At 70.8% G+C, this 26,150-nt stretch carries 26 protein-coding genes and 1 tRNA gene; 12 read left to right on the forward strand and 15 right to left on the reverse strand.

Annotation, left to right across the window (positions count from 1 at the left end):
* Positions 1-33 precede the first annotated feature (33 nt).
* Positions 34-621 carry an aminoacyl-tRNA hydrolase gene (gene pth, locus FE634_RS15015; protein ID WP_138876339.1) on the reverse strand — a complete coding sequence of 196 codons (588 nt, stop codon included), beginning with the start codon at positions 619-621 and terminating at the stop codon, positions 34-36.
* 136 nt (positions 622-757) lie between these two features.
* The gene (locus FE634_RS15020; protein ID WP_137293317.1) at positions 758-1,447 is read right to left on the reverse strand and encodes a 50S ribosomal protein L25/general stress protein Ctc; all 690 of its coding nucleotides are present in this window, start codon (positions 1,445-1,447) and stop codon (positions 758-760) included.
* A 294-nt stretch (positions 1,448-1,741) separates the two neighbouring features.
* On the opposite strand from FE634_RS15020, the gene pepN reads away from it, so the two are divergent.
* Positions 1,742-4,171 (forward strand): aminopeptidase N, encoded by a 2,430-nt coding sequence (gene pepN / locus FE634_RS15025; RefSeq protein ID WP_138876340.1) that lies wholly within the window; start codon positions 1,742-1,744, stop codon positions 4,169-4,171.
* Between the two features lie 30 nt (positions 4,172-4,201).
* Here pepN and FE634_RS15030 read toward each other — a convergent pair whose 3' ends face one another.
* Genes FE634_RS15030 through glmU form a run of 3 tightly spaced genes read right to left on the reverse strand, consistent with a single transcriptional unit; the run spans position 4,202 to position 7,885 of the window.
* Entirely contained in the window at positions 4,202-5,380 is a 1,179-nt protein-coding gene (locus FE634_RS15030; RefSeq protein WP_138876341.1) for an MFS transporter, read from the reverse strand.
* 36 nt (positions 5,381-5,416) lie between these two features.
* Entirely contained in the window at positions 5,417-6,361 is a 945-nt protein-coding gene (locus tag FE634_RS15035) for a ribose-phosphate diphosphokinase (protein WP_262347675.1), read from the reverse strand.
* A 45-nt stretch (positions 6,362-6,406) separates the two neighbouring features.
* Positions 6,407-7,885, reverse strand: coding sequence for a bifunctional UDP-N-acetylglucosamine diphosphorylase/glucosamine-1-phosphate N-acetyltransferase GlmU (gene glmU, locus FE634_RS15040; protein ID WP_138876343.1), 1,479 nt, complete (start codon positions 7,883-7,885; stop codon positions 6,407-6,409).
* Between the two features lie 352 nt (positions 7,886-8,237).
* Here glmU and FE634_RS15045 point away from each other — a divergent pair, with 352 nt between their 5' ends.
* A complete protein-coding gene (locus tag FE634_RS15045; protein ID WP_138876344.1) occupies positions 8,238-9,368 on the forward strand; it encodes an ImmA/IrrE family metallo-endopeptidase in 1,131 nt (376 codons plus the stop codon).
* Complete coding sequence (locus FE634_RS15050; RefSeq protein ID WP_138876345.1) at positions 9,368-9,850, forward strand: hypothetical protein; 483 nt, start codon at positions 9,368-9,370, stop codon at positions 9,848-9,850. The genes FE634_RS15045 and FE634_RS15050 overlap by 1 nt, the downstream gene beginning before the upstream one ends.
* Here FE634_RS15050 and FE634_RS15055 read toward each other — a convergent pair.
* Both FE634_RS15055 and FE634_RS15060 read right to left on the reverse strand, forming a co-directional pair.
* Complete coding sequence (locus FE634_RS15055; RefSeq protein ID WP_138876346.1) at positions 9,845-10,684, reverse strand: DUF6602 domain-containing protein; 840 nt, start codon at positions 10,682-10,684, stop codon at positions 9,845-9,847. The two genes, FE634_RS15050 and FE634_RS15055, sit on opposite strands and share 6 nt — an antisense overlap.
* 310 nt (positions 10,685-10,994) lie before the next feature.
* Positions 10,995-11,975: a hypothetical protein gene (locus tag FE634_RS15060; protein ID WP_138876347.1), complete on the reverse strand. Its 981-nt coding sequence runs from the start codon at positions 11,973-11,975 to the stop codon at positions 10,995-10,997.
* Between the two features lie 209 nt (positions 11,976-12,184).
* Between FE634_RS15060 and FE634_RS15065 the strand changes: the two genes are divergently transcribed.
* Positions 12,185-13,072 (forward strand): hypothetical protein, encoded by an 888-nt coding sequence (locus FE634_RS15065; protein WP_138876348.1) that lies wholly within the window; start codon positions 12,185-12,187, stop codon positions 13,070-13,072.
* Between the two features lie 58 nt (positions 13,073-13,130).
* Here the strand turns inward: FE634_RS15065 and FE634_RS15070 are convergent, their stop codons facing one another.
* Entirely contained in the window at positions 13,131-13,553 is a 423-nt protein-coding gene (locus FE634_RS15070; protein WP_138876349.1) for a hypothetical protein, read from the reverse strand.
* A 247-nt stretch (positions 13,554-13,800) separates the two neighbouring features.
* Between FE634_RS15070 and FE634_RS15075 the strand changes: the two genes are divergently transcribed.
* Positions 13,801-14,115, forward strand: coding sequence for a hypothetical protein (locus FE634_RS15075; protein WP_138876350.1), 315 nt, complete (start codon positions 13,801-13,803; stop codon positions 14,113-14,115).
* A gap of 200 nt (positions 14,116-14,315) precedes the next feature.
* Here the strand turns inward: FE634_RS15075 and FE634_RS15080 are convergent, their stop codons facing one another.
* From FE634_RS15080 to FE634_RS21120, 5 genes are all read right to left on the reverse strand, one after another.
* Positions 14,316-14,966, reverse strand: a complete 651-nt coding sequence (locus FE634_RS15080) for a hypothetical protein (protein ID WP_138876351.1) — start codon at positions 14,964-14,966, stop codon at positions 14,316-14,318.
* Positions 14,967-15,187: 221 nt separating this feature from the next.
* Positions 15,188-15,796 carry a hypothetical protein gene (locus FE634_RS15085; RefSeq protein WP_138876352.1) on the reverse strand — a complete coding sequence of 203 codons (609 nt, stop codon included), beginning with the start codon at positions 15,794-15,796 and terminating at the stop codon, positions 15,188-15,190.
* 196 nt (positions 15,797-15,992) lie between these two features.
* A complete protein-coding gene (locus FE634_RS15090) occupies positions 15,993-16,706 on the reverse strand; it encodes a helix-turn-helix domain-containing protein (RefSeq protein ID WP_148240740.1) in 714 nt (237 codons plus the stop codon).
* 192 nt (positions 16,707-16,898) lie between these two features.
* A complete protein-coding gene (locus tag FE634_RS15095; protein ID WP_138876353.1) occupies positions 16,899-17,186 on the reverse strand; it encodes a hypothetical protein in 288 nt (95 codons plus the stop codon).
* A complete protein-coding gene (locus tag FE634_RS21120) occupies positions 17,183-17,509 on the reverse strand; it encodes a helix-turn-helix domain-containing protein (RefSeq protein WP_187366720.1) in 327 nt (108 codons plus the stop codon). Before FE634_RS21120 ends, FE634_RS15095 begins: the two co-directional genes overlap by 4 nt.
* Positions 17,510-17,556: 47 nt before the next feature.
* Between FE634_RS21120 and FE634_RS15105 the strand changes: the two genes are divergently transcribed.
* Positions 17,557-18,162, forward strand: a complete 606-nt coding sequence (locus FE634_RS15105) for a hypothetical protein (RefSeq protein WP_138876354.1) — start codon at positions 17,557-17,559, stop codon at positions 18,160-18,162.
* Positions 18,163-18,198: 36 nt separating this feature from the next.
* Entirely contained in the window at positions 18,199-19,395 is a 1,197-nt protein-coding gene (locus FE634_RS15110) for a site-specific integrase (protein WP_138876355.1), read from the forward strand.
* 128 nt (positions 19,396-19,523) lie between these two features.
* On the opposite strand, the gene FE634_RS15115 is transcribed toward FE634_RS15110, so the two are convergent.
* Positions 19,524-19,602, reverse strand: a tRNA-Gln gene (locus FE634_RS15115).
* A 308-nt stretch (positions 19,603-19,910) separates the two neighbouring features.
* Here FE634_RS15115 and FE634_RS15120 point away from each other — a divergent pair.
* Genes FE634_RS15120 through FE634_RS15135 form a run of 4 tightly spaced genes read left to right on the forward strand, consistent with a single transcriptional unit; the run spans position 19,911 to position 25,181 of the window.
* Positions 19,911-21,053: an ATP-dependent DNA ligase gene (locus tag FE634_RS15120; protein WP_187366721.1), complete on the forward strand. Its 1,143-nt coding sequence runs from the start codon at positions 19,911-19,913 to the stop codon at positions 21,051-21,053.
* A 3-nt stretch (positions 21,054-21,056) separates the two neighbouring features.
* A complete protein-coding gene (locus tag FE634_RS15125; protein ID WP_138876356.1) occupies positions 21,057-21,596 on the forward strand; it encodes a hypothetical protein in 540 nt (179 codons plus the stop codon).
* A 25-nt stretch (positions 21,597-21,621) separates the two neighbouring features.
* The gene (locus tag FE634_RS15130; protein ID WP_138876357.1) at positions 21,622-22,470 is read left to right on the forward strand and encodes a hypothetical protein; all 849 of its coding nucleotides are present in this window, start codon (positions 21,622-21,624) and stop codon (positions 22,468-22,470) included.
* Complete coding sequence (locus FE634_RS15135; protein ID WP_138876358.1) at positions 22,467-25,181, forward strand: stealth conserved region 3 domain-containing protein; 2,715 nt, start codon at positions 22,467-22,469, stop codon at positions 25,179-25,181. The genes FE634_RS15130 and FE634_RS15135 overlap by 4 nt, the downstream gene beginning before the upstream one ends.
* Here FE634_RS15135 and FE634_RS21690 read toward each other — a convergent pair.
* Positions 25,178-25,300, reverse strand: a complete 123-nt coding sequence (locus FE634_RS21690; RefSeq protein ID WP_262347442.1) for a hypothetical protein — start codon at positions 25,298-25,300, stop codon at positions 25,178-25,180. The two genes, FE634_RS15135 and FE634_RS21690, sit on opposite strands and share 4 nt — an antisense overlap.
* 575 nt (positions 25,301-25,875) lie before the next feature.
* Here FE634_RS21690 and FE634_RS15145 point away from each other — a divergent pair.
* On the forward strand, positions 25,876-26,064 hold the full coding sequence (locus FE634_RS15145) for a hypothetical protein (RefSeq protein WP_138876359.1): 189 nt from the start codon (positions 25,876-25,878) through the stop codon (positions 26,062-26,064).
* Positions 26,065-26,150: the final 86 nt, after the last annotated feature.

Consider the following 26,150-nt stretch of genomic DNA (forward strand, 5'->3'; position numbering starts at 1 on the left):
ACCAGCCGGGCCCGGGCCGACCGGCCCGGTTGGTCAGCTGTTGAACTGCTGCTGGGTCCTCTCCAGGCCCTCGGTGACGAGCGTCTCGACGGCGTCGGCGGCGGAGTCGACCTGGAAGGGCAGCTCCTTGCGCTCGGTCGAGGAGTAGTTCGACAGCACGAAGTCGGCCACCTCCTGCCGCCCGGGCGGCCGGCCGATGCCGGCGCGGACGCGGTAGAAGTCGCCGGTGCCGAACGAGGAGCGCATCGACTTCAGGCCGTTGTGGCCGTTGTCGCCGCCGCCGAGCTTGACCCGGAGGGTGCCGAAGGCGATGTCGAGCTCGTCGTGGATCGCGACGACCCGGTCGGGCGCGACCTTGTAGAAGCTCGCCAGGGCCTTGACCGGCCCGCCCACCTCGTTCATGTACGAGCGGGGCCGGGCCAGCACGATCCGGGGCGCGTCCAATCCGGTCGGACCCACGCGGCCCTCCACCACCTCTGCGCGCCCGGTCTTGTGGGCCCGGAACGGGCTGCCGAGGCGGCGGGCCAGCTCGTCGACCACGAGGTAGCCGATGTTGTGCCGGTGCCCGGCGTACTTCTCGCCGGGGTTGCCGAGCCCGACGACCAGCCAGACGTCAGACATGTCGTCGTCCTTCCCGGGGTTCGTCGGGCCACCGGCGGTGGCGGGAGCGAGCGCGCGGCCCAGGTACCACCTGAGCCGCGCGATCGTCGTCCTGGTCATGCCGTGCAGGTCGTCCGGTGCCGGACGCTCCGCAGCCTCACTCGGAGTCGGAGGTGCCCTCGGCGTCGCCCTCGGCGGAGGCCTCGGCCTCGGCGTTCTCGGCGGCCTCCTCGTCGGACTCCTCGCGCTCGATGCCGGCCTCGGCCTCGGCCTCCTCCAGCTCGGCCTCGAGGGCCTCGGCGCTGATCTGCTCGGTGATGTTGACGACGAGGGTGTCGGCGTCGACCAGCAGGGTGGTGCCCTTCGGGAGCGCGAGCTCGGAGGCGAGGATCTGCGTGCCGGCCGCGAGGCCCTCGACGCTGAGCTCGATGCTCTCGGGGATGTTGGTGGCCTCGGCCTCGACCTGCACCGAGTTGTTCTCGGTGACGACGAGGGTGTCGGGGCCGGCCTCGCCGACGACGTGCACGAGGACGTCGACGACGACCCGCTCGCCCTTGCGGACGGCGACGAAGTCGATGTGCTCGAGCGTGCGGCGGATCGGGTCGACCTGGATCTGCTTGGTCAGCGCGAGCTGGCTGGTGCCGTCGATGTCGAGCTCGAGGAGCGCGTTGGCGCCGCCCCGCTTGAGCGCCATCATCGTCGAGTGACCCGGCAGGGTGACGTGGACCGGCTCGTTGCCGTGGCCGTAGATGACCGCGGGGACCTTGTTGTCGCGGCGGATGCGGCGGGCCGCGCCCTTGCCGAACTCGGTGCGGCTCTCGGCCTGGATCTTCTCGGTGTCGGACATGCTGGACTCCTGGCGTTCGCTGGGTGGGTCGACGGGTGCGTCGAGGTCGGCGGGCCCGGCTCCGGGAGCGACGAGCTCCGCGCGACAGCGCGGCGCTCAAGTCACTGAGTTCAGCCGGCCCTGTCGATCACGGAGCGTCCACTCCCTCGCCGAGGCAACCCGGGAACCCTACGCGACGCCCGCCCCGGGCCGCCAATCGACCGCTCCGGCGACCGCTCCGGCGACCGGCCGGCGACGTCGCTCCGGCCCACCGACGCGGACCGGCGGCGGACGCCCGAGTCCTAGAGTCGTCCCGTGAGCCTGACCCTCGACGAAGCCCGTACCCGCGCCGCCGCCGTCTCGGAGGTGTCCTACGACCTCGACCTCGATCTCACCGACCCGGCCCGCGGCGACTTCGGGCTGGTCGTGCGGATCGGCTTCACCTGCTCGGCCGCGACGACGTTCCTGGAGCTGACCGCGGCCACCGACGTCGTGGTGACCCTCGACGGCCGCACCGTCGACCCGGCCTACGACGGCCGGCGCCTGCACCTCGCCGGGCTCGGCGGCACCCACGAGGTGGTCGTGGACGCGCGGGTCCCGCTGGTGACCGACGGCGACGGCATGCACACCTTCACCGACCCCGCCGACGGCGCGACGTACGTCTCGGCCTACCTCGGCATGGACGTCGCCCAGAAGGTCTTCGCCTGCTTCGACCAGAACGACCTCAAGGCACCGGTGAGCCTCGCGGTCACCGCGGACCCGAGCTGGACCGTGGTCGCCAACGGCCGCGTGACCAGCCACGACCCGGCCGCCGGCCGCTGGACGTTCGCGACCACGAAGCCGATCCCGGTGGCGATGTGGGTGGTCTGCGCGGGCCCGTGGCACTCGCGCCGGTGGGAGCACGCCGGGCTGCCGTTCGCCTGGCACGCCCGGGCGTCGCTGGCCGCCGAGCTCGACCGCGACTTCGACGAGCTGCGCCGCACGACGCAGGCCTGCTTCGACCACTACGCCGAGCTCTTCGCCGAGCCGATGCCGTTCGACTCCTACGAGCAGGCGTTCGTGCCGGGACAGAACTGGGGCGCCCTCGAGACGCCCGGCTGCGTGACCTACCGCGACGAGTACCTCCCCCGCGGCGTCCTGCCCGAGCGGATGCGCGCCTCGCGGGCCACGACCATCGCCCACGAGATGGCCCACATGTGGTTCGGCGACCTCGTGACGATGACGTGGTGGGAGGACACCTGGCTCCAGGAGAGCTTCGCCGACTACATGGGCTACCGGGTCGCCGAGGCCGCGGCCGGCTACCCGCACCTGCTCGTCGGCTTCGAGACCACGCGCAAGGTCGCCGCCTACCGGGCCGACGCGCGCCGCTCGACCCACCCGGTCGCGCCGGCGGCCGAGGACGTGCCGGACGTCGACGCCGCGGCCACCAACTTCGACATGATCAGCTACGCCAAGGGCAACGCGAGCCTGCGCCAGCTCGTCACCTGGCTCGGCGACGAGACCTTCCTCGACGGCGTCAACGGCTACCTGTCGCGGCACGCGTTCGGCAACACCACGCTCGCCGACTTCGTGGCCGCCCTCGACGCGGCGTCCGACCGCGACGCCGTCGCCTGGGCCGACGCCTGGCTGCGCACCAGCGGCTTCGACACGATCCGGGTCGAGCGCGACGCCGACGCGACGCCGGTGCTGCGCCGCCTCGGGAGCCGGCCGCACCGGCTGCGCGTGGCCTCCTACGACGGCGCCGGCGGGGCGCTGACCCCGCTCGACACCGTGGTGGTCGACCTGGCCGACGAGCCGGTCCGCCTCGAGGGCTGGGCCGGCCGGGTGGTGCTCCCGAACGTCGGCAGCGAGACCTACGCGCAGGTCGACCTCGACGAGGCCTCGATGGCGGCCTTCGCGGACGGCCTCGGCCGGCTCGAGGACCCGTTGGCCCGCGCCGTCGTCTGGGGCCAGTGGTTCGACGGCGTCCGCACCCGGCGGATCGACCCGCTCGCCTACCTCGACGTCGTCACCCGGCACCTGCCGGGCGAGACCCACCCGATGATCGTGACGTCGGTCGTCAGCCGCACCCTGGCCTCGGTGCTGCCCGAGCGGGTGCCGGCCGAGGCGGTGCGCCCCGCCGTCGACGACCTCGCCGCGACCTTCGCCGCCGGTCTCGGGGCGGCGACCACCGACGAGCTCCGGCTCACCTTCGTCGAGGCCCTGGCCTCCACGAGCCGCGACGTCGACCTGCTCACCGGCTGGCTCGACGCCGACGGCGTCGAGCACGGCGACGGCCGGCTCGCCTGGTACGCCGCCCTGCGGTGGCGCGTGGTCGCCCGGCTCGCGGCGATCGGCGGCGCCGACGCGGCGTTCGTCGAGGCCGAGCGGCGGCGCGACGGCACCGTCGACGGCGAGCTCGGCGCCGCCCGCGCCCTGGCCGCGCGGCCCACCCGCGAGGCCAAGGAGGCCGCCTGGGCCGCCGCCACCGAGCCGGGCGTGGCCAACCGTCGCTTCGGTGCGGTCACCGCCGGGCTGTGGGACGTCGAGCAGGTCGACCTGCTGGCGCCGTTCGTCGACCGCTACCTCGACGAGGCCCCGGGACTGGCCGAGCGCGGCCAGGCCTTCGCGCAGGCCGTCGGCCACGCGTTCCCCGCCGTCGCGCTGAGCACCGCGCAGCTCGACGCCGTCGAGGCCCGTGCGGGCGACGTCCGGAGCTCGATCCTGCGACGGGCCTGGGAGGACGCGCTCGACGACCGGCGCTGAACCCCGCGCACGGGCACCGCCGCATCGCGGTCACGAGCGGGGTGCGGCGCGTCGGCCGAGGCTGACGACGACCAGGCACCCCACCGCCACGACGCCGGCACCGGCCAGCGCGGCCGCTCCCCCGCCGAACGCCCCGAGCGCGTACGGCGCCGCGAAGCCCAGGTAGGTCAGCGCGTAGAAGACCGCGACGGTCGCGCCGCGCTCGTCGGGCGCCGAGAGCCGCTCGGTCTCGCGCAGCCCCGAGACCAGCACCATCCCGTAGCCGGCGCCGAGCACCGGTCCGGCCACGAGGAGCAGCAGCCGCTCGTCGGCGACCAGGGCGCCGACGCCGGTCGCGCAGCCGAGGGCGGCGGCGACCAGCCCGACCTCACCCGCGAGCAGCGGACGGCGGTCGTCGAGCCGGCGGGCCCACCCCTGCACCAGGACGCCGGTGCCGAGGGTGATCCCGGCCAGGACGCCGGCGAAGGCCAGCTGTCCGGGCGGGTCACCGCCCAGGCCGCCGGGCAGGAACGCGATCGAGATCGCCGCGCTGCCGAAGACCCACGGCGCCGAGGGCGCGACGACGGTCAGGAACCGCCGCCCGCGCGTCACCGCCGGCAGCCGCAGCAGTGCGCGCGGCTCGGCCGCGCCGCGGTCCGGGAGCGTCTCGGGCACCCGCAGCACCAGCACGAGCGCCACGACGCCCAGCACGACGTGCGGCAGGTACGGCGTCACCAGCGGCTCCGGCGCCCACTGCGCGACCAGCCCGGTCACCAGCGGGCCGACCCCGAACCCGGCCGACAGCGCGATCGCGGCGCGCCGGGCCGCCGTCCCGGGTGCCTGGTCACCGGAGCGCTCGGTCAGCTCGGCCACCCACGCGCTGGCCGCGCTGAACACGACGCCGGAGCACAGGCCCGCGACCAGCCGCGCCACGCACAGCCCCAGCGTTAAGCGCTCCTCGACCATCAGCAGCACGCTCGCCAGCGGCGAGAGCACCACGGCCGGCAGCACGAGCGCGCGCCGTCCCCACCGGTCCGACGCCGCCCCGCCGACCAGCAGCGCCGGCACGAGGCCCGCGGCGTACACGCCGAAGAGGAAGGCCCGGGTCTGCGTCGACATCCCGAGCTCCTCGCGGTAGGCGAGCAGCATCGGGGTGAACTGGTTGGCGCCCCACCCGACCGCGAACATCGCGAACGCGACACGCTGCCAGGACCGGTGGACGTCGTTCACGGGACCGACCGTAGGCGGACCGGCCGGCCGGGGCCCCTAGGCGTGGCCGTCGAACATCGAGGTGACCGAGCCGTCCTCAAAGACCTCGCGGATGGCGCGCGCGACGAGCGGCGCGATGGAGAGCACGGTGAGCTTGTCGAAGCGCTTCTCCGGCGGGATCGGCAGGGTGTCGGTCACGATGATCTCGATGGCCGGGGAGTTCTTGAGCCGGTCGACGGCGGGGTCGGAGAGGATCGCGTGGGTGGCGGCGATGACGACGCCGGCGGCGCCGTCCTCCAGCAGCGCCTCGGCGGCCTTCACGATGGTGCCGCCGGTGTCGATCATGTCGTCGGTCAGGATGCACATCCGGCCCTTGACCTCGCCGACGACGCGGTTGGCGACGGTCTCGTTGGGCCGGTCGGTGCGCCGCGACTTGTGGATGAAGGCCAGCGGGGCCCCGCCCAGGCGGGCCGACCAGCGCTCGGCGACCTTGATCCGGCCGGCGTCGGGCGAGACGATCGCGAGCTGCTGGCCGCCGTAGGCGCCCTTGATGTAGTCGGTCAGCACGGGCAGCGCCATCAGGTGGTCGACGGGGCCGTCGAAGAAGCCCTGGAGCTGGTCGGCGTGCAGGTCGACGGCGATGATCCGGTCGGCGCCGGCGGTCTTGAACATGTCGGCGACCAGGCGGGCCGAGATCGGCTCACGGCCGCGGTGCTTCTTGTCCTGGCGGCTGTAGCCCCAGAACGGCATGACCACCGTGATCCGCTTCGCCGAGGCGCGCTTGAGCGCGTCGACCATGATCAGGTGCTCCATGATCCACTCGTTGATGGGGGCGGTGTGGCTCTGGAGGACGAAGGCGTCGCAGCCGCGCACCGACTCCTCGTAGCGCACGTAGATCTCGCCGTTGGCGAACTCGTAGGCCGCGGTCGGCACGATCGGCGTCCCGAGGATCTCCGAGACCTCCGCCGCGAGCGAGGGGTGGGCCCGTCCGCTGAAGACCATGAGGTTCTTCTCGGTGGTCTTCTGGATGCCGATCACGCGTGCTCCTCAGTGGTCGTGCGGGCGGTCGGCCTGCTGGTCGTCCGCCGCCGCTGATTCTGCCAGTGCTGCACGCGCGGCCTCCGCCTGGTCCGTCCCCGGACGTCGGCGCATCGACCAGCCGACCAGGTTGCGCTGCGGTCCGCTGCTCACCGCGAGCGCGCCGGGCGGGACGTCGCGGCGGATCACCGAGCCGGCGCCGGTCGCGGCGCCGTCCCCGACCTCGACGGGGGCGACGAAGGTGTTGTTGCTCGCGGTCTTGGCGTGCCGGCCGATCTTGGTGTGGTGCTTGGCGATGCCGTCGTAGTTGGCGAAGATCGTGCCGGCGCCGATGTTGGCGCCCTCCCCGATCTCGGCGTCGCCGACGTAGGACAGGTGCGGGACCTTGGCGCCCTCGCCGATGACGGCGTTCTTGGTCTCGACGAAGCCGCCGATCTTGCCGCGCGCCCCGAGCCGGGTGCCGGGTCGCAGGTAGGAGAACGGGCCGACCGTGGCCTCGGCGCCGATGACGGCGAGCTCGCCGTGGGTGCGGACGACGCGCGCGCCGGCGCCGACCTCGCAGTCCTTGAGCGTGGTGTCGGGCCCGACGACGGCGTCCTCGCCGACCTCGGTCAGCCCGAGGAGCTGGGTGCCGGGCAGGATCGTGACGTCGGGGGCGAGGACGACGTCGGCGTCGATCCAAGTCGTGGCGGGGTCCATCACGGTCACGCCCGCGCGCATCCAGCGGGTCACGATCCGGCGGTTCATCTCGCGGCCGAGCTCGGCGAGCTGCACCCGGTCGTTGGCGCCCTCGGTCTGCATGACGTCGTCGATGGCCCACGCGCCGACGGTGAGGCCGGCGTCGCGGGCGATCTGGACGGTGTCGGTGAGGTAGTACTCGCCCTTGGCGTTGTCGTTGCCGATCCGCGGGAGCGCGTCGAGGAGGAACCCGGCGTCGAAGGCGAGGATCCCGGAGTTGATCTCGCGGATCTCGCGCTGGTCGGCGGTGGCGTCCTTCTCCTCGACGATCGCGACGACGTCGCCGTCCTCGTCGCGGACGACGCGGCCGTAGCCGAACGGGTTCGCGAGCTCGCCGGAGAGGATGCTCACTGCCCGCTCGGCCGCCTCGTGCTCGGCCACGAACGCCCGCAGCGAGTCGCCCTCGAGCAGCGGGGTGTCCCCGTAGGCGACGACGACGGTGCCCTCGGTGGGCCCGTCGGTCGCGACCAGCGTCTCGACGGCGGTCCGGACGGCGTGCCCGGTGCCCTTCTGCTCCTCCTGCACCGCGAGCAGGCTGTCGGGCGCGAGGTCGCGGATGTGCGGGCCGACCTGCTCGCGCTGGTGGCCGACGACGGCGACGACCCGCTGCGGCCCGGTGGCCTGCACGGCGGCGATGACGTGGCCGATCATGCTGCGCCCACCGACCTCGTGGAGCACCTTCATCGTCTTCGACTTCATGCGGGTTCCCCCGCCGGCGGCCAGGACGATGACAGTCAGGTTGCTCGGCACCGGGTCACTCTAAGCCCGCGCGCCGGGACGCCGCGATGCGAGGACGCCGTGCTGCGGGATCTCAGGCACCGGGCGGCGAGCACGCGGCGGTCGTCGCTCCCCGGGATGGAGTCGAACCATCGTCGCTAGTCCTGATTCAAAGGCGCGCCGACCTGTGTCGCGACGTCCTCCGCTGTCCCGTCTCGTCCGCGAGACTCATGCCATCTAGTCCCCAGGGCCGTCCGGTCTCGTATTGTGACGAGACGTCCGTGAGACGTTTGTGAGACGAGACGCGTGCAGCCGCCTTGATCAATGCCCGGCCAGTTCGCGTGGTTCGCTGTAGCTGTCATCCGTGTCGGTTAGTGTCCGGGCCATGGCGAAAGTGCCGATCAACTCAGTGATGCTGGCGTGGGCCATGAACCAGTCCGACGCGACTCCGCGACAGCTCGCGAGCGTGACCAGCCGGCCCATCCATGCAGTCGAAGCATGGCTCGAGGGCACGGACAACCCGCATGTTGGGGACTTGAGTTCTCTTGCCCGATTCCTGGGACGGTCGCCCCAGTTCTTTCGGCTGCCGAAACCTCCTGACACTGCCAAGTCGCCTGTAAACCGTCGCGCAGCCCTCGTGGACGCGGTGGACGCAACACCAAGGGAATCACTTGCTGTTCGGCAGACGGCGCGTCTTCAGACGATCTCAAGATGGAGTGCTGACAAGCTCGGAGCCGAACCACTTCGTCTCCCAGCCGTTCAAGGGCGGACCGCTGCCGCGTATGCACAGACGGTTCGCGCGTGGCTCGGCTGGCAGGTCAGAGAGCAGGTCAGGGCTACGTCGAAGGCCAGGGTCTTCCGAGACCTCCGTCGCGCGATCGAGGCGAAGGGCATCCTGGTCTTTCTACAAAAGATCGGGGACGACAACTCACGGGGATTCTCAATCCCTGACAGCCACGTACCAGCGATCTTCATCAACGCGTCGTTCCGGCTAGGGAGCGTTCGGTCCTACACGTTGCTTCACGAACTGGCGCACCTTGCTCGGGGCGACGCCGTTCTTCATCACGAGCAAGACAATGCGGCGGAGCGCTGGTGCGAGGCGTTTGCTGCGGCGTTCCTGATCCCAGCCGACGACCTAGCCGAGTATTTGTCCAAGGGAGTCGTTTCAAAGACGAAACCCGACGACCTTCGACGTGTGCGACTCGTGTCAAACCGCTACGGCGCCAGTTGGCAGTCCGTCGGCTATCGATTGGTCGAACTGAAACACGCCCCGGACCATCTCCCAGCAATTATCGCTCAGGGCTCTGAACCAAGTGAGTCGGGCTTCGGCAGTCCAGACGGCGGGGGCCGAACGGCGGCCGAAATTCGACTCGACGAGTATGGGTCGGAGTTCTCCCGCTTGATCGTCTCTGCACTGCAGGAACAATCTCTGTCTGCCCTCGACGTCCGGAAATTCTTGCGCGTCGACGCGGAACAGTTGCAAGAACTAGTCACGCACCTCGGCATCAGCGCCTGATGAATCTCTATGTCATCGACGCCTACGGGCTGTCGGCAGTCGGCGACCTTGTGGAACCGAGTCTCCTGAAGAAAGCACTCCACGAACTGACCGATCTTGTGAAGGACGGTCGACTTCGCTTTCCGGACTCCGTGTGGCGCGAGTGCTGCAAGTACCTCGACGAACACGGACTCGGCCTCTGGGCGAAGTCCGTAGCGGGCCACCTCTCAACAGATTCGTCTACGTGGGCGCACGAGGACGAGGTCCTCGATCAAGCGTCGGATCTCGTGGACCCTGACGCCACCGAGTATCAGACACAGGTAGATGTTGCGAAGATCGCCGTTTGGCTTCAGAGCAGCGGGCACGCAGTCGAGGTAGTGACCGAGGACGTGGGAGATCGCCCCGACCGGATGTCCCTGACTGATGCGTGCATCCAACTCGGGCTTGCGACGCTGTCTACGACAGATTTCTTAGACGCTGTTCTCTCCTTCGAATACTCATGAGTCTTCCGGCTCAATCAGTTCTCTAGCTGTACGGGACAGGTAGCGCTCGAGCCAGTGCGCTTCGACGCCCGCAGACTCACTCAGGATTCCCAACAACTCGGCACAGAACAGTAGTAGTGCGCGACCAGGATTGCCAACGACTTTTTCTTTTCCGTAGGCCTTGATGCGCGTCGTGGGATAGGACGAGCCGCCTATGATGATTGCCGGCCCATCGCTCTCAGGTGTCACCCAACTGTCTGAGATCGACACCCCATGCTCGTCCAGTTTATGCAATGCGACGAGTCCTGCCTTCGCGGCCGGAAGCGATTGCCCGAAGACTCCGGGCCGCATCACGCAAGTTGCCCTCGGCATGACGTCCGCTCCTAGACCGAGCAATTCCGAGACGATCGTCCCGGCACTGTTTCCGCACGAGTAACCGAACAGAGCAAAAGGAACGTTTTCAGCCTTACCCACCCACGATAAGGCGTTCAGGCTGCCGATCTTCGCCGCAACGTCCTCAATCTCAACCTTCGTAACCGTCGTCTTGACCTCGATAACGAGCCTCACGGTCTCGACAGGAAACAGCATCTGACTTGTCTGCGCGAGTAGGTTCGGACTGTTGCTCTGATCGAAGACGATCAAGTCGCACTGCTGCGAGCGCCGCCCGTCACTGTCGATTACGATCCCGGTTCCCACGCCCACGGTCGGGGGCAGAAACCTCCGCACAATATCGGTCAATGAGGACTCGTTCTCACGACCAGACTCGGCGTTGTGCATGATGAGTCGGTTGAACACGTCGGCCTCGACCTGCAGCCGCTGAGCAACTCCCTGCCAATATTCTTCGACGATCGACATCCATCACTCCCCGCTCGCACTTCCACCAGTCTTGACCTGATTAGTGGACCACGTGCTGCTAGCGCAGTAGTCGGGTGGCCTTGGCAACTTGGCGCTGCAGCCGTGAGAGGCCGTAGCGTGGCTTGTGAGAGGTACTCCGTACCAGCAGGTCAGTCACGTATCCGTCTTGACTGATTGTCAGGATGGAGCCGTTCCGCGGGCATCGTCTGCGGAGGTTGCCGCCGCGGAGCCAAATCTGCAGATCGCCATGAGCCCGGCGTCCATCTGCGGGATGTGCGCCGCCGACCAGGCGTTCTCCGGCACCGACGGACTAGTAGCGCTGGATCTCGTCGGCCAACGACTCAAGCATTGCTGGCCATGCCAGGACGACTCCTGCTCGCGCGGCCAGTTGCTGCCACCTCTCGAAACTCGGACGGCGATCGACGAAGAGCAAGGGAACGGCGTTCAACTGATCGGCATAGTCGAGGACTTGCCCCATCCCCATCCGCAGTTGGCGGATCTCGTTCTGCGGCCGAACCGACTTGACCTCAGCGACGACCATTCGGGACAGGTCGTACCAAGCAACATCGAAGTCCGGACCGTCGAGACCAGGACTGAGGGGGTGCAACCGGCGGCCGAGAACCCATTCGGCAAGCACGTTCTGCGCGGTCGCATGTGCCTGAAGAGCTCGGTCCTGCTCATTCGGGTCGACGCTAAACGGCAGGCGATCCCGAGTGGTCACGACGTGTTCGTTGGCCCCGCGATATGAGGTCGGGGCAGCACTCCCGCCGACCGGTACGGCACCTCGTGCGCCTTCGAAGGTTCCTGTATCGGCCGTCGCGACCGTCGAAGTCGGTCTGACGGAGGTCTCGGTGAAGCCCAATGGACGGAGGCGAAAAACCACGACCCGGCGCTCGACGCCGTCGCGGCCTAGACCAAAGGCAAGGTAGTACGGCTCCACGGGATCGAGTCGGAACTCGCCCTCATAACTGACCGGTCCTCGCCACCCGAAGAAGAGTCGCAGAGACTTCCCGTCCTCGACATGCTCACGAACCGACTTGTTGTACCGCACGACCTGCTGGTGACCGCTTTGTCCTTCGCCGCAGTACTCGAAGAGATCAGGCGCGACCCACCTGTCCTCGATGTAGCCGTGCTCAGCATTGGCACCGGGGTCCGCAAAAAGGAAGATGTTTGGCGTGTTTGAGGATGGCGAGATACCGCCTTGTCTGACACCGCCGTACTTGTCGTGAAGATCCTTGCGACGGATCGGGTCACCACCGCGCGCCAGGTCCCAAACCGGGTTCGCGATCATGCCGACCGTCGAGAGGCTGACGGTCTCGCAGAGGGCGGGGGGATCCAAACTCCTTGAGCGATGCTCACGACAACCTTCCGTTCCGGGCGTTGAACGCCCGACCCTAGGCGGCCGGACTCGACAAGGTGGCGGTATTCGAGGAGATCAAGCCGGAACCGTGAGGGGCTGCCCCCTCGACGCGGTAGCCCTGAGACTGGTACGAAGTGGCCGTGTCATCTGACCTCGCGTATGCCCTGTTCGGCTTTGGCGCCGGTCTCGGCCTTTCGGCCGGACTAGGCCTCATCATTTGGGCTCGCGGGCGACGGAACGAGTCGAGCGACGACACGGCACTTCGGAAACCGCTGGCAGAGTGGGCGAGGTCTCGCGAACTCCAACAGTTCGCCCTAATCGTGTTTGGTCTCGCCTCGATCGTCACTGGCGCTGCGGCCGTCTTTCATGAGCGCGATGGAACTACGGCGACGGCAATCGTTGTCGCCGGGTTTGCAGTCATCGCTCTCGTGTACTTGGGCCCCCGGTTGCTCAGCATCAAGTTGGGAACTCTCGAGCTGGTTCTGACAGAACTTGAGAAAAACGCGCAGCAGGCTGAGAACGCAGGCGAAGACGACCGGGCCGAGGAGCTGCGTCGAGCCGCCTACGGCGCGCTACGTGCCGCGCTGAACGATCAGGCACCGTCGCCATCGTCAAGTCTGCCGGCAGTTGGGCAAGGGGCCACCGAGGCGGAGACGATCGCGATCTTGAGAGCGGCGCTCTCAGTGGCCTTCGTAGATTCCGTTGTGTCGACCTATCCAGTCGTCAACGATGGCGCGCGGGGACGCCCTTCCCGGGCCGACCTGTTGGTTGAGCGAGCGGATGGTCGGCGGGTGTACATCGAGTACACCTCGCGGGCGCCCCGGTCTGCGATTGAGCGACTCGAGCGCATGGCTGCCCACGTCGCCAGCAAAGACCGCAGCAAGTTCCTGGTACTCACTAGTGAGGTGAACGCCGATGAGGTCCGAGAACAACTCGAAGCGGCGCCATCCACGGAGGTGTTGGCTTGGACGTCAGATCCCGATCTTCGAGCTGTCGTGCAATCGGTCGAACGTCTCCTGACCGACTAGACGGCTACTAGCACAGGCGGCGAGCCGCGTAGGTAGGTCGGCGTCAGGCGCCGATCACCTATGTGTTGGTTCGGGAGAGCTGCTCAAGGGCCTTAAGGATGCCCTCGAGACGCGTTGTGCTCACCAGGTCCCATCTTTCGACCAAGACAAGTGCGCGCCCTGCGTAGGAACTCGCAATAGTGCCGTCTCCCAAGAGGTAATCCTCGCCGTGGAGGGCTGACCCGCGGTCGTCGACCCAGAACGCGGCCAACTTGAATCCGCCGCGCTCGCGCTCACGAGAGCCGGCGACATCCACAACCTCCAGTGCTGGGTAACCGGCTGCCTGTTGGGCATCCAGCGCAGGCTGCGTGAGTCCCTTGATCTCAGCCAGCAAGGCCGATCGCCGATTCGACTCTTCGCGCGTCGCGTCGCTGCCACCTGTAGCCAGCGCGTCTCGTTGCGCCTGAGCCCGTTCCCGTGCCACCCGATCCGCATCATCCATGACCGAAGGTTCGCACGCCGAGCCAGCGACGGAGCAGCACTTCGGCGGAAGCACCAACAAGGTGACTAGACACGGCCCACTTCGGCCTGCGCTCGACAGCGCAACGCTCGATCCGTTCAGGGCGTCCTGCTGCCTGATCAGGCCTCTTGACCGTTTGACCTGCGGGCGACCGTCGCCTCTCACGGTCGCCCGCCTACGGCTCTCACATCGGGGTGACGGGGAGTCTGATCGCTGGCACCATGCACTCATGTTCAAGCGCAAGAAGCAGGACCCGTATGCGACAGCTCCAAGCGACGAAGAGACCGCGATCCTTCAGGCCGTCCTCGTTATGGCCAACCGGCTAGGCACCGTGGGTGAAATCATGACCCCCGAACTCGTCGAGGTCGCTGCCGACGGCGCTGGTGCTGAGGCCGCTGTCAAGTGGATGCGGAACGGGGCCTCCGCCGAGGCGATCAGGCAAGGTCGCGAGGCCTACCGGTTCGTCGGGGTCAAGGCAGCTCGGCTTTTCGGTCCGGGTGGGGAGTTCGAGGGTGCTGTCGTAGCCGATCCCGAATCGGAGTAGGTCCCGGCCGATCAAGGGTCCTCGCCTTCGGCGCGGGCGCGTTCGTCGGCCCTGACCCACGGCCGACAGTCGCGGCACGTCGTTGCCGCGGCGCTGAGATCGATCCCGCAGCGACGGCAGAGGCCGCGTGTTCGACGGTCGAGACGGTCGCCCGAAGTCCCGGTGACGGGCGCGGTGTGTCGGTTGATCACGGCGCGGGCTCAGCGGCGGCTGAGACGGTTGCTGGTCGGACGGCCGAGGGCCTCGAAGTCCTCGAGCACCTGGGCCGGGTCGGCGGCCTCAGGATCGCGCCGCGGCCACGAGCGCCGTCCGTCCACTGCGGCCAGCGCGGCCGGGAGAGCGCTGATCCCGGCGACGTAGGGCGTGAGGTTCGCCTCCGCCTCCGCCAGTGCCGCGCGGGCTCGTTCGACCTTGCGGCGCAGCGGGTCGGCTTTGCTCTCGAGCACCTGGCGCCACCGGTCGGCGTCGTCCTCGAGCAGACCAAGCTCCGCGGCTTCGATCGCGCCGTGGAGCCGGTCGAAGGTCTGGCGGGAGTGCTGGGGGTAGGGCCACGGCTCGAAGGACAGCGGAGCCGGCGGCGGGGTGCCGGTCAGCATGGCTTCGCGCTGTGCGGCGGAGTGCTTGGCCTTTGCGACCTCGTTGCGGGCGGTGAGTTCCTCGTGCTCGCGGTGCAGGCGAGTCTCTGCGGCGCGTACGGCGTCGCGCTCGGCCGCGAGGTCACGGAAGGTGGGTTCGGATGCCAGGACGGCAGGTACGCGGCTCTGGCGCGACGGGTAGACGGGCAGGTGATGGCCCCAGCGGGCCTCGCGATCGCGTACCTGCTCGTCGGAAGGGATCGGGGTCTTGCTCATGGGTGGGGCCTTTCGTTGGTTGGTGGTCTGGTCGTCAGTCGAGGCCGAGAGCGCGGCGTAGGTAGCGGTCCCGGTCGGTGGCGGGGTCGGCGTTGTCGATTCGGCGTAGGCGGTCGCGCAACGCGCGTTCACTCGGTGTCGGGTCGTGGATCTCGTCGAGTCGGTCGAGGTGTGCCCGTCGCTGGGCGCGCTGGGTCTCCTCGTGGGTGGTCGCCCTCGGTTTAGTCCTCATCGGTGGTGTCGTCTCCTTCGGTGTCGCTGTCGGTGTCGGTGTCGTCGTGGTGGTGTGGCCGCTCGGTGACCTCGAGACGCTCGTCGATCTCGCGACGGAGCGCCCTGAGGCGGGTGTGCCGTTCCTCGTCGGTGAGGTGGGCCATGACGCCGATAGGACCCCCGCCGGGCCCGCTGAGCTCGACACGGGTCGGCACCTGCAGGGCTTCGCGCTCGGTGCGGGTGGCGAGGTCCCACAGGCGAGCGGTCTCGGCGACGGTGAGGCCGCTGGGGTCGATCCCGGCGACCGCGGCAGCGACCTTCTCCAGCGCGGTCCGGGACACAGCTAGGTGGCGATGGGCGAGGGTCCGGCGCGCCTCGATCACCTCGCCGAGGTACTCGCGGTTCAGGTCGGCGTCCCACGCCTGGGCGCGGCGGACCCACTTGTGGCGGGCCGACCACCGGTTGAGCAGCGACCGAGACTTGTTGCACTCTGCGGCCACCTTCGTGACACTCCGGCCGGCGCCGGCGCGGAGGTAGGTCTCGAAGGCGGCGTACGCCGGGTTGGTCTCGTCCGGTTGGCGCTCCCAGGGGCGCGGGTCGGGGGTGTCGGCGCTCATCGGCGGCTCCTGCGGTGTGTGCGGGCGAGGTGTGGCCGGCAGGTGAGGCAAGGGACGGGCCGACCTTCGTCGTCCTCGCCGAGCCATCCGTCGGCGCAGTCGCGGCCGTGGCGAGGCGCGGCGTCGCGGGCGGCGCGCTTGGCGGCGTCAGCCTCGCGCTGCTCGCGGGCCTCCTCGGACGACACCGGGGGCCAGGTCATGCCGACAACCGGCAGTCGGGGGCGGGCGACTCGACTTCGCACGCTCCGCACTTGCGGGAGGCGTTGGCGCCCACCCCGCTGACTCTCATCCCGTCGACCTTGCCGTGATTGCACTCGCGGGACTTGGCAGCGCGGGTGCGGGCATCGGCGGCGACCCGGCGTGCCAACTCGCGCCGGTAGTCACCGACCTTGAGACGGCCACCGACGCTGGTCTTGGTCGTCGGGTCGACCTCGGCCAGGGCGACGACGGCGCGGGCCGTTTGCTCGCTCCACTTCGGCTCCTCCCCCATCACCTGGGCCACGAATACGGACAGAGGCGCGGCCTCGGTGGCGGCGGGGGTGGTGGTCTTGATCTGGTCATGGTCTGGTGGTGGGCACTCGGCTGCCCGTTCTGTGGAAGCGGGCTGCCCGGACTCTGGTAGCGGAGTGCCCGGACTCTCGGCAGTCTGGGCAGCGGGCTTCCCGTTCTCGGTCGGAGTCCGGGAAACGGGCTGCCCGGACTCGACGACAATCGGTGTGCGTGCCCGATAGGTCGTCGCCGATCCAGGGCCCCGACCGGAGTCGCGCTCCAACCACCCTCGCTCGAGGGCAGGTCGCAGGTGGTTGCTCACCTGGCGGCGACTGAGATTGCAGGCGCCCGCCAGGGTGTCGAGGCTGGGCCGGGCGTTGGTGCCGTCGGCGTTCATGAAGGTCCCGAGGATCGCCAGCACGCCGCGGGTGCCGAACGGCAGGCCAGACGCACGGAGGGCGCGCTCCCAGTCGAAACGTCCCGCGGGCCTACTGCTCTCGGCCGCCGCATTTGGGGTGTCCACCGCTCGGGGTCTCCTCGTGGGTCGGGTGTGTGAGGTGGCGGGCAGGCTCTGGCGGTCGAGCAGGGGTCACAACGGGCGGTGCGTGGTCGGTCAGGGCTCGTTCGCGAGGATCGACGCCTGGGCATCCAGCAGCGCCAGGACGGTCGGCCCCCCGGGCTCAGCTGCGAAGACGTCGAGGGCGCCGCGAAACAGGTCGGCCGCGGCGACGGCGATCGAGAGCAGCGCCTCGATGCCTCCCACCGTGGCCGTGTGGTCGGGACCACCGGTCACGCTCCGGAGCAGGTGATCCTTCACGACGTCCGTCCGGGTCCCGGTCGCAAGCAGGCGGGCGATCTCGACAGCTGCGCGCTGCGCCCCGGCCTCGGTCAGCGCGCTCATCGGCGAGCATCCGTCGTGAGGGCGCCAGGCGTGGAGCTGTGCGAGGTGGCGGGTTCGTGCTGGTCAGCGGGTGGCAAGTCTTGATTGCCAATCGGAACCGAGCGCTCGCCGAGCATCGCGAGGAGGGCCGGCACCGGGACGACGACCCGTGAGCCGAGCCGGATTGTTGGCAGGTCGCCCCGATCAGCCATGCCGTAGGCGAGGGTGCGACCGATGCCGAGAACCGCGGCGGCCGACGGCTTGGCCTCATGCCACACCGGCAGCGTGGCGAGGTCGCGGACGTCGGCGAGCTTGAGCGTCGGGACTGCAATGGGTTGGGTCATGGTGTTGAGTGTCCGCACAGATTGCCGCGCCCTGTACGATCGGCACCATGGCACAGCAGCAGACGACCTGGGTTGGCACAACCGAGCGGGTCGAGGACGGGTGGCGGATTGTTGTGCACTGGCACGACGTCGACGGGCGGGTCGTCGCGGCCGGCGTCGAGGTGCGGACCTACGACGTCCCTGGCGACGCTCCGCTAGCCGACAATTCCGCGCCGCGTGACGGAAACCCGGACGCGCGTCACTACGACGGCTCGTTCCCACCGGGACGCGAGCCTCGGGACGTCACCTCGGGCCTCTTGAGCCGGCACATCCGCTGGCGCGACGAACTCCGAGTACACCTACCGCAACTCGTTGAGAGCTTGGACCTCTCGTCGGAGGCGGACCCGCGAGGGCTCGCCTGGACCAACGACAGCGCCGTGCGCGCCGGTCGACGAGCGGGGCGGACCGCTCGAGCGACCGATGACACCTATCGCTTGGTTGCCGAGCTCTACGGCAAAGCGACCAGAGACCCCGCAACCCGGCGCCAGGAGCCGCTAACCGTGCTGCGGCTGCTGCGAGACCGACACGCCTTCGACCTGGACGACGAGAGCAACACCGACAGGTCGAGGGTGCGGGCATGGATCAAAACAGCCCGCGACCGCGGCTACATCTGAGAAGACCGCAGACACCACTGAGAGGGGCAACACCTGATGAGGGTTACGAAACCGAGGGAGGGCGAGCCGATCCGGCTCGTCGAGACAGGCAAGGGGGTCCGCTACCGGGCCGTCCTGGACGTGGCGCCGACCGGCGGCAAGCGACGTCAGGTGACACGGACGTTCGACACGATCCGAGAGGCTCGAGCGTTCGTCGACGAGACCCGGACCGCGGTCATTCAAGGTGCGTTCACAGCGCCTAGCAAGGTCACGATGCGAGCGTTGGCCGACCGGTGGCTGGCCGACCGGCAGGCCGACAGCGAGGCGGGCGGCATCCGCGAGGTGTCGGTCAACGGATACCGGAGCGCGCTTCACGCCGTGCTCCTCCACATCGGCGACGAGCCGGCGCAAGGCCTCAGTCCCGCCGACGTGCGGGCGCTGCTGCGGACGCTGGCGACGGAGGGCGGGAAGTGGCGACGCGGGCTGTCGCACCGGAGCATCGTCTACGCGCTCGGCACGCTGCGTCAGGTGCTCGACCACGGCGTGGAGGCGGGGCTGCTTTCAAGGAATGTCGCCGCCGGCGTGAAGCCACCCAAGGCGAAGGCCGGCGACCGACGGACCGTCGTGGTGTGGTCTGCTGGCGAGCTCGCGACGTTCCGCGGGCACGTCGACGGGTTGCCGGTCAACGTGCTGGCGGCTGACCCGTGGCTCAGGGTCGGGATGCGCCTCACGCTCTGCGGGTTGCGGCGCTCCGAGGTGCTCGGGCTCGACTGGTGCCGAGTCGACCTGACGGCCGGAACGGTGCGTGTCGAGCAGGGCCGCGTGAAAACGGGCAGGGGTCGGGCTACGGCGCACGGTGACGCGAAGTCGGACGACTCGCACCGGACGGTGCCGGTAGAGGTGTTCCACGCCGGCACGGCGACCGCTCTGCGTGAGTTGTGGCTGGCGCAGGGCCGGCCGACGAGCGGGCTTGTGGTCGTGGACGCGCTCGGCACGCCGGTCGACCCCGACGTCTTCTCGAGGCGGTTCCGGGTGCTGAGCGACGGGGCCGCGGTGCCTGACCTCGGCAGTATCCACAACGTGCGGCACACGATTGCTACGGCGCTGCACGACAACGGCGTGGAACCGCGTAAGGCCGCATCGCTGCTCGGGCACAAGGTGACCACCCACCTGGCGTTCTACGTGCCGACGAGCGACGCCGGCGCAAGCGAGGCAGCTCAGGTCGCGGGAGGGCTGTTCACCGTGGCGCAGTAGTGGCAACCGGACCGCTGCGAGGACTAGTCGTGAGCGTTCTGTGAGAGGCCAAGACTCGACCCCCGTCCCTGGGACTAGCAGGGGCGGGGGTCGAGTGCTGTTTGACCTGCGGCGATGCCGTGGCCACGCTCCCCGGGATGGAGTCGAACCATCGTCGCTAGTCCTGATTCAAAGTCAGGCGGGCCCTGCCGGCAGACCAACCGGGGATTGCAGGAACGACCTTAGAGTGCGTTCGGCGGCTCGGCACGTCGGACCGGCCGGTCCGGACCCCGGCCACCCGTCGTACAACCACGTACACCACGCCGGGCGCGACGGCGTCGGCCGCGGCGGGGCGCGGGGTCACCCGGCGCCTCCTGCCGTGGTGTACGTGCTTCTACGACGCCGACGCCCGGTCTGAGCCGTTGGCGGTACTCCGCGAGCACCTCACGGACCCGTCGGAGCCGGCGGCGATCGGGGAGGCCGCGTGGTGGTGACAGGTGCCCACCCCCGGGCGGGTCGCGCACTAGGCTCCCCCCGTGGACCTCCCCGTGATGCCACCCGTCCAGCCGATGCTCGCCAAGGCGGTCAAGGGTGTGCCCGACCCCGCGAGGACCGTCGTCGGCGGGGTCAGCGGCCTCAGCTTCGAGCCGAAGTGGGACGGCTTCCGCTGCCTGGTGTTCAAGGACGGTGACGAGGTCGAGCTCACCAGCCGCAACACCAAACCGCTGACCCGCTACTTCCCCGAGCTCGTGGTGGCCGCCCGCGAGCAGCTGCCCGAGCGGTGCGTGCTCGACGGCGAGGTCTTCGTCGCCCTCGCCCAGGACGACGGCAGGGACCGCCTCGAGTTCGAGGTGCTCCAGGAGCGGATCCACCCCGCCGACTCACGGGTCCGGATGCTGTCGGAGAAGACGCCCGCCAGCTTCGTGGCCTTCGACCTCCTCGCCCTGGACGACACCTCCTACCTCGACCGCCCGTTCGTCGAGCGGCGGGCCGCGCTGGTCGCGGCGCTCGGTGGGCTCGACGACCAGGACGGTCCCTGCCACCTGACCCGCACCACCGACGACCCCGCGGTCGCCGAGGAGTGGTTCCACCAGTTCGAGGGCGCCGGGCTCGACGGCGTGATCGCCAAGCCGCTCGGGGCGCCGTACACGCCGAACGGGCGCACCATGATGAAGATCAAGCACGAGCGCACCGCCGACGTCGTCGTCGCCGGCTACCGCGAGCACAAGACCAGCACGCCCGAGCGGCCGTTGCTGGGCAGCCTGCTGCTCGGGCTGCACACCGAGGACGGGCTGCAGCACGTCGGCGTCAGCGCCAGCTTCACCGCCGCCCGGCGCGCCGAGCTGATCGAGGAGCTCCAGCCGCTGGTCTGCCCGATCCAGGAGCACCCCTGGGGGCGCTGGCAGGAGTTCCTCACCGCCAACCCCGACCGGGTGCCCGGGACGCAGAGCCGGTGGAGCCAGGGCAAGGACCTGTCCTTCGTGCCGCTGCGTCCCGAGCGGGTCCTCGAGGTGAAGTACGACGCCATGGAGGGCCGCCGCTTCCGGCACACGGCACACTTCAAGCGCTGGCGACCCGACCGGGAGCCCGAGTCCTGCGGTTACGAGCAGCTCGAGCAGCCGGTGAGCTACGACCTGGCCAGCGTCCTGTCGGCCGGGGTCCCGTCCGGAGGAGAGTGAAAGATGGCCGACTACGACGTGGTCCTGCTGGTGGAGCAGGCCCTGTCCACCCTCGACGCACGACAGGTGCGCTCGCTGCACGAGGGCCTCGACGACCCCGTGACCTACCACGTGCTGCTGCCGCTCGACGACGCCGCGGCGCGGGTGGAGGCCTCCCTCGGGTCGCTGTCGGGCAGCGAGCTGCTCGCCACCCGCGGCATGCCGATGAGCGACCTCGACATCGAGGCCGTCCAGGAGGACTGCCGCGAGCGGTCCACCGCCGACCTCACCGCCACCGTCGCGGCGCTCGAGGGCGCCGGCGCCACGGTCGCGTCGAGCGCCCTGGTCACCGGCTCGCCGGTCGACGAGCTGGTCGCGAAGGTCAGGGAGGTCGACGGCCGCGAGACGATCATCCTGACCCGCTCCCACGTCGTGGCCGAGCTGTTCCGCCTCGACTGGGCCTCCAAGGCGCGCCGCGACCTCGACATCCCGGTGCTGCACCTGCTGGAGCACGAGAGCTTCGACGAGCAGGCCGCCGGGCCGGACGGCATCGGCGGGGCGTAGGCCGCGGCGCACTAGGGTCGCGGGCGTGAAGTTCCGACGTCGCTCCGAGGCCGCCGAGCCGGACGCGACCCCCGCCGTGGTCCCCGCCGTGGCCCCCGCCGGGGTGCCGGCCGAGGTGCCCGCCGCCCCGACCGACCGGCTGGCGACGGCGTTCGCCGGCGTCCTCGACGGGCGCCGGCTGTGGGTGGCCGTCGAGCACGGGCCCGACGTCGTCGCCGGCACGTTCGGGCTCCGCGACGTCGCGACCGGTGACGTCGTCGCGCCGCCGGACGACGACGCCGGCGACCAGCCCGGCCACCTCACCGCGCGCCTGGACCTCACCGCGCTCCCCGACGGCCCCGGCCCCCACGACGTGGTCCTGCTGCCGGCCGGTGCCGGCGGGGCGCGGCCGCTCTGGACGCCGCCGCTGGGCGCCCACCGCTCGCCACTCGCCCCCGACGGCCGCAGCCGGTTCGCGCTGGCCCGCGCCGACGACGGCACCCTGCGGGTGCGCCGCGAGCCGGTGCCCGCGGCGGCCTGGCTCGACCTCGTGCGCGTCGGCGGGGAGGGCGCGGCGGACGTCGTCCTGCGGCTCTCGGGTCCCGGCGCCACGCTGCGGCTGGTCGCCGACGACGACGTCGAGCTGGCGAGCTGGCCGGTGCGCGACGGCACCGCCGTCCTCGCCGCCGACGCGCTCGCGGCGCTCGACGGCGTTGCGCCCCAGGTCGCGCGGCTGCTGCTCGACGACCTGCCGGTGCGGCGCCGTGACCACGACCTGGCCGACCCGGCCCGCGCCGTCCCGCTCCCCGAGATCGCGCGACTGCGGCTGCGCTGGTCGCCCCCCGGGCTGCTGCAGGCGCGCGTCCTCGACGAGCAGCAGGAGCGCGGCGCATGAGGATCGGCTACCTCGTCTTCAACATCGACGGCATGGGCGGCACCAGCCGCTCGGCGATCACCCAGGCCAACGCCCTGGCGGCCGACCACGACGTCCGGATCCTCAGCGTGACCCGCACCGAGGAGCGCTCGCACTACGCGATCGACCGGCGGGTCGTCGTCGACCGGCTCGTCGACCTGCGCGACCCGGCCCGCCCCGCCCACGACGGCGTGCCGGAGCGGGACGCCGTGGCGCTGCACGCCCGCGAGTCCGCCCTCGTGCCGGCGCGCTGGGACGCCCAGTTCACCGCGCTGTGCGACGTCGCCCTCGAGGCCGCGCTGCCGGCGCTCGACGTCGACGTCCTCGTCACCGTCACCCCCGGCCTCCTCGTCGCCGCCACCGAGCTGGCGCCGGGCCGGACGGTGGTGGTGCACCAGGAGCACCGCTCGAGCAGCGCGCGCACCGGCGGCCTCGAGCCGCTGCTCGCCCACGCTCCCCGCGCCGACGTCGTCTCGCTGCTCACGCCCGGGCTCGAGACGTGGCTGCGCGAGCAGCTCGGCGGGCTCGCCCCGGCGACGGTCGTCGTCCCGAACCCGCTCCCCCTCGGCTTCACCCCGCGCTCCACGCTCGACTCCCGGCTGATCACGACCGCCGGCCGCCTGGTCGGCGAGAAGCAGTTCGGCCGGCTGGTGGAGGCCTTCGCCCTCGTCGCCGACGACCTGCCCGGGTGGCGGCTGCGGGTGTGCGGCGACGGTCCCCAGCGGGTCGAGCTGCTGCGCCAGGTGCGCAAGTGGAACCTGTGGGACCGCGTCGAGCTGCCTGGCACCGTCACCGACATGGCGGCCGAGTGGGCCAAGGCCTCGGTCGTGGCCCTGTCGTCCAAGGCCGAGGGCTACCCGCTGGTGCTGCAGGAGGCGATGGCCGCCGGGGTCCCGGCGGTGAGCTTCGACTGCCCCTCGGGGCCGCGGGAGATCATCGACCACGACGTCAACGGGCTGCTGGTGGCGCCCCAGTCGGTCAACGGGTTGGCCAGCGCGCTGCGGCGGGTCGCCGGCGACGACGACCTCCGCCGCCGCCTCGGCCGCGGCGCCCTCGAGACCGCCCGGCAGTGGGACGCCGCCGCCGTCGCCGAGCGCTGGGTCGGGATCTTCGCCGAGGCCCGCGCCGCCCGCGGCGGCCGGGGGCGGCTGACCGCCCGCGCCCACGCGTCGGCGCCGCCCGCGCCGGTCGACCCCACCGCCGGCGTCGACGTCGGCGGGCTCACCCCCGCGCTGGCCCGCCACGCCGCCCTGGCCTGGGCGGTCGACGCCGCCCGGTCGGCGACCGACGACTGGCTGGTGGTGCCGGCCCACGAGCGCCCCGCGCCGACGGTCGTGGTGCCGATGAGCGCGCGCACCGCCGTCCTGGCGGCGCTGGCCCGGCCGGGGTGCCCGGCCTACCTGTGCCTGCGCGACCCGGCCACCCACGGCTGGCCGGAGCGCCGCGGCGCGGTCGACGTCCTCGCCGGCGACCTGCGCTCCGGGATGACGTCGGCGGTCTGGCTCGAGCCGTGGCCCGAGGTGGAGGGCCGCAGCACCGTGCTCACGACCGGCCCGTCGGTGGGGTGCGGCGTGGAGATCCAGTTCTGGGAGTCCGCCCCCGACGGCGCGCTGGTGTCACCGCGCCGCAGCCCCTACACCGACCGGCTCCCCGAGCGGCCCGAGACCGTCGACGTCGAGGTCGACGGGGTCGCCGTCCGCACGCTGCCGGTGATGCTGGCACCCACCGCCACGGAGGCGACGTTCCCGGTCGACGTCGTCTACACCTGGGTGAACGGCAACGACGCCGCCTGGGACGACGCCCGGCGCGCGCGGCTGGCCGGTCTCACCGGCACCGCCCAGACCCGCGAGGCGAGCGGCCGGGCCCGCTTCGTCGACCGCGGCGAGCTGCGCTACTCCCTGCGCAGCCTGCACCTGTTCGCCCCGTGGGTGCGGCGGATCCACCTCGTCACGGCGGGCCAGGTGCCGGCCTGGCTCGACACCGGGCACCCCCGCATCAACCTGGTCGACCACCGCGACCTGCTGCCGGCCGACGCGCTGCCGACGTTCAACTCGCACGCCATCGAGACCTCCCTGCACCGCATCGACGGGCTGGCCGAGCACTTCGTCTACCTCAACGACGACATGCTGCTCGGCCGGCCGGTGCGGCCCGAGACGTTCTTCAGCCCCTCCGGCCTGACGTCGGTCTTCCTGTCCACCCTGGCGGTCGGGCTGAACGACGCGCCCGGGGCGGCGCCGTTCGCCAAGGCCGCGTGGAACAACCGTGCGCTGCTGCAGGAGGCGTTCGGGGCCGTCGTGACCCACCACCTGGCCCACGCGCCGTACGCCCACCGGGTCTCGGTGCTGGGCGAGCTCGCGGCCCGGTTCCCGGAGGCGCTGGCCGCGACCGCCCGGTCGCCGTTCCGGAGCGACACCGACGTGTCGACGCTCAGCTCCCTGGCCCAGCACTACGGGCTGCTCACCGGGACGGCGTTCGTCGGCGACGCCGAGGCGCACCCGTTGACGTTCGTGAACCTCAGCAACAGCGGGGTCGAGCGGCTCCTGCGCCAGGCCCTCGACCGGCAGCAGGACTTCCTCTGCCTCGGCGACCACCACGACCACGCGCTGGGCGCGGACTCCCTCGACCGCGCGCTGGCGGCGTTCTTCGAGCGCTACTACCCGGTCCGCGCCCCGTGGGAGCGCGAGGGCTCCTAGCGCAGCCAGCCGCGGCGCTTCGGAGCGGCCTCGAGCCGCTCGACCCGCGCCTCGAGCTCGGCGATCCGCTCGTCCTTGGCCGCGATGCGCTCCTTGAGCTTCCGGCGCGCCGCGGCCACCTGGGAGGTCGCCTCGTCGGGAGGCGATCGCCGCCGAGGTGACGTAGAGCCCGGCGTACTCCGCGGCGAGCGCGTCGAGCTCGGCGGTCGCGGCGGCGTCGTCCGGGGTGGCGACGAGGACGTTCGCGGCGGTCCAGGTCCGCTCGGCGAGCTCGCGCAGGGCGGCCGGGACCGTGAGGCCGTCCCAGGCGTCGGAGGAGCGGTTGAGCGAGGAGGTGACGAAGTCGTCGACGGCGTGCGGCGGCGTCAGGTCGCCGGGGTCGACGTCGACCTGGGCGCAGGCGCGGGTCATCGCCGCGCGCCAGTCGCCGACGAGGTCGTAGTAGGGGACGAAGGCGCGCGGGTTCTCGCGGGTGGCGCGCTCGGTGACGAAGACCGAGTTCATCCACGCCGCGACGTTGGTGGTCTCGCGCTGCAGCCGGGCCTCGTCGGACATGCCGGTGAGGTAGGCGGAGTCGCGCGAGCGCACGACCTGCGTGGGGTGGCGCAGCATCGTCAGGCTGGCCAGCTCGGCGCCGGTGGCCGCGACGACCCGCTGCCACAGCGGGTAGACCCAGTAGGCGCGGGTCTCCTTGATGACGACGACGTCGCCGTCGGGGCGCTGGGCGAGCTCGTCGGCGAGCCAGGCGCGCAGCGTCTCCTCGCGCTCCGGCGTGAGGTCGGCCATCGCGATGTCGCCGGCCTGGGGGCGGCTGTCGATGGTGCGGACCGGGATGGCGTTGAGCCAGAACTTGTGGAAGTCGGCGATCCACAGCGGCTCGTAGTAGCCGCGCGGGTTGCGCTCGTCGGCCTCGACCTCCGGCTGCGGCACGTGGAACCCGAGCCGCTTCAGGGTGCCGGCGACGCTGCT

Origin of the sequence: Nocardioides sp. S-1144 (assembly GCF_005954645.2) — a bacterium.
Taxonomy (GTDB): domain Bacteria; phylum Actinomycetota; class Actinomycetes; order Propionibacteriales; family Nocardioidaceae; genus Nocardioides; species Nocardioides dongxiaopingii.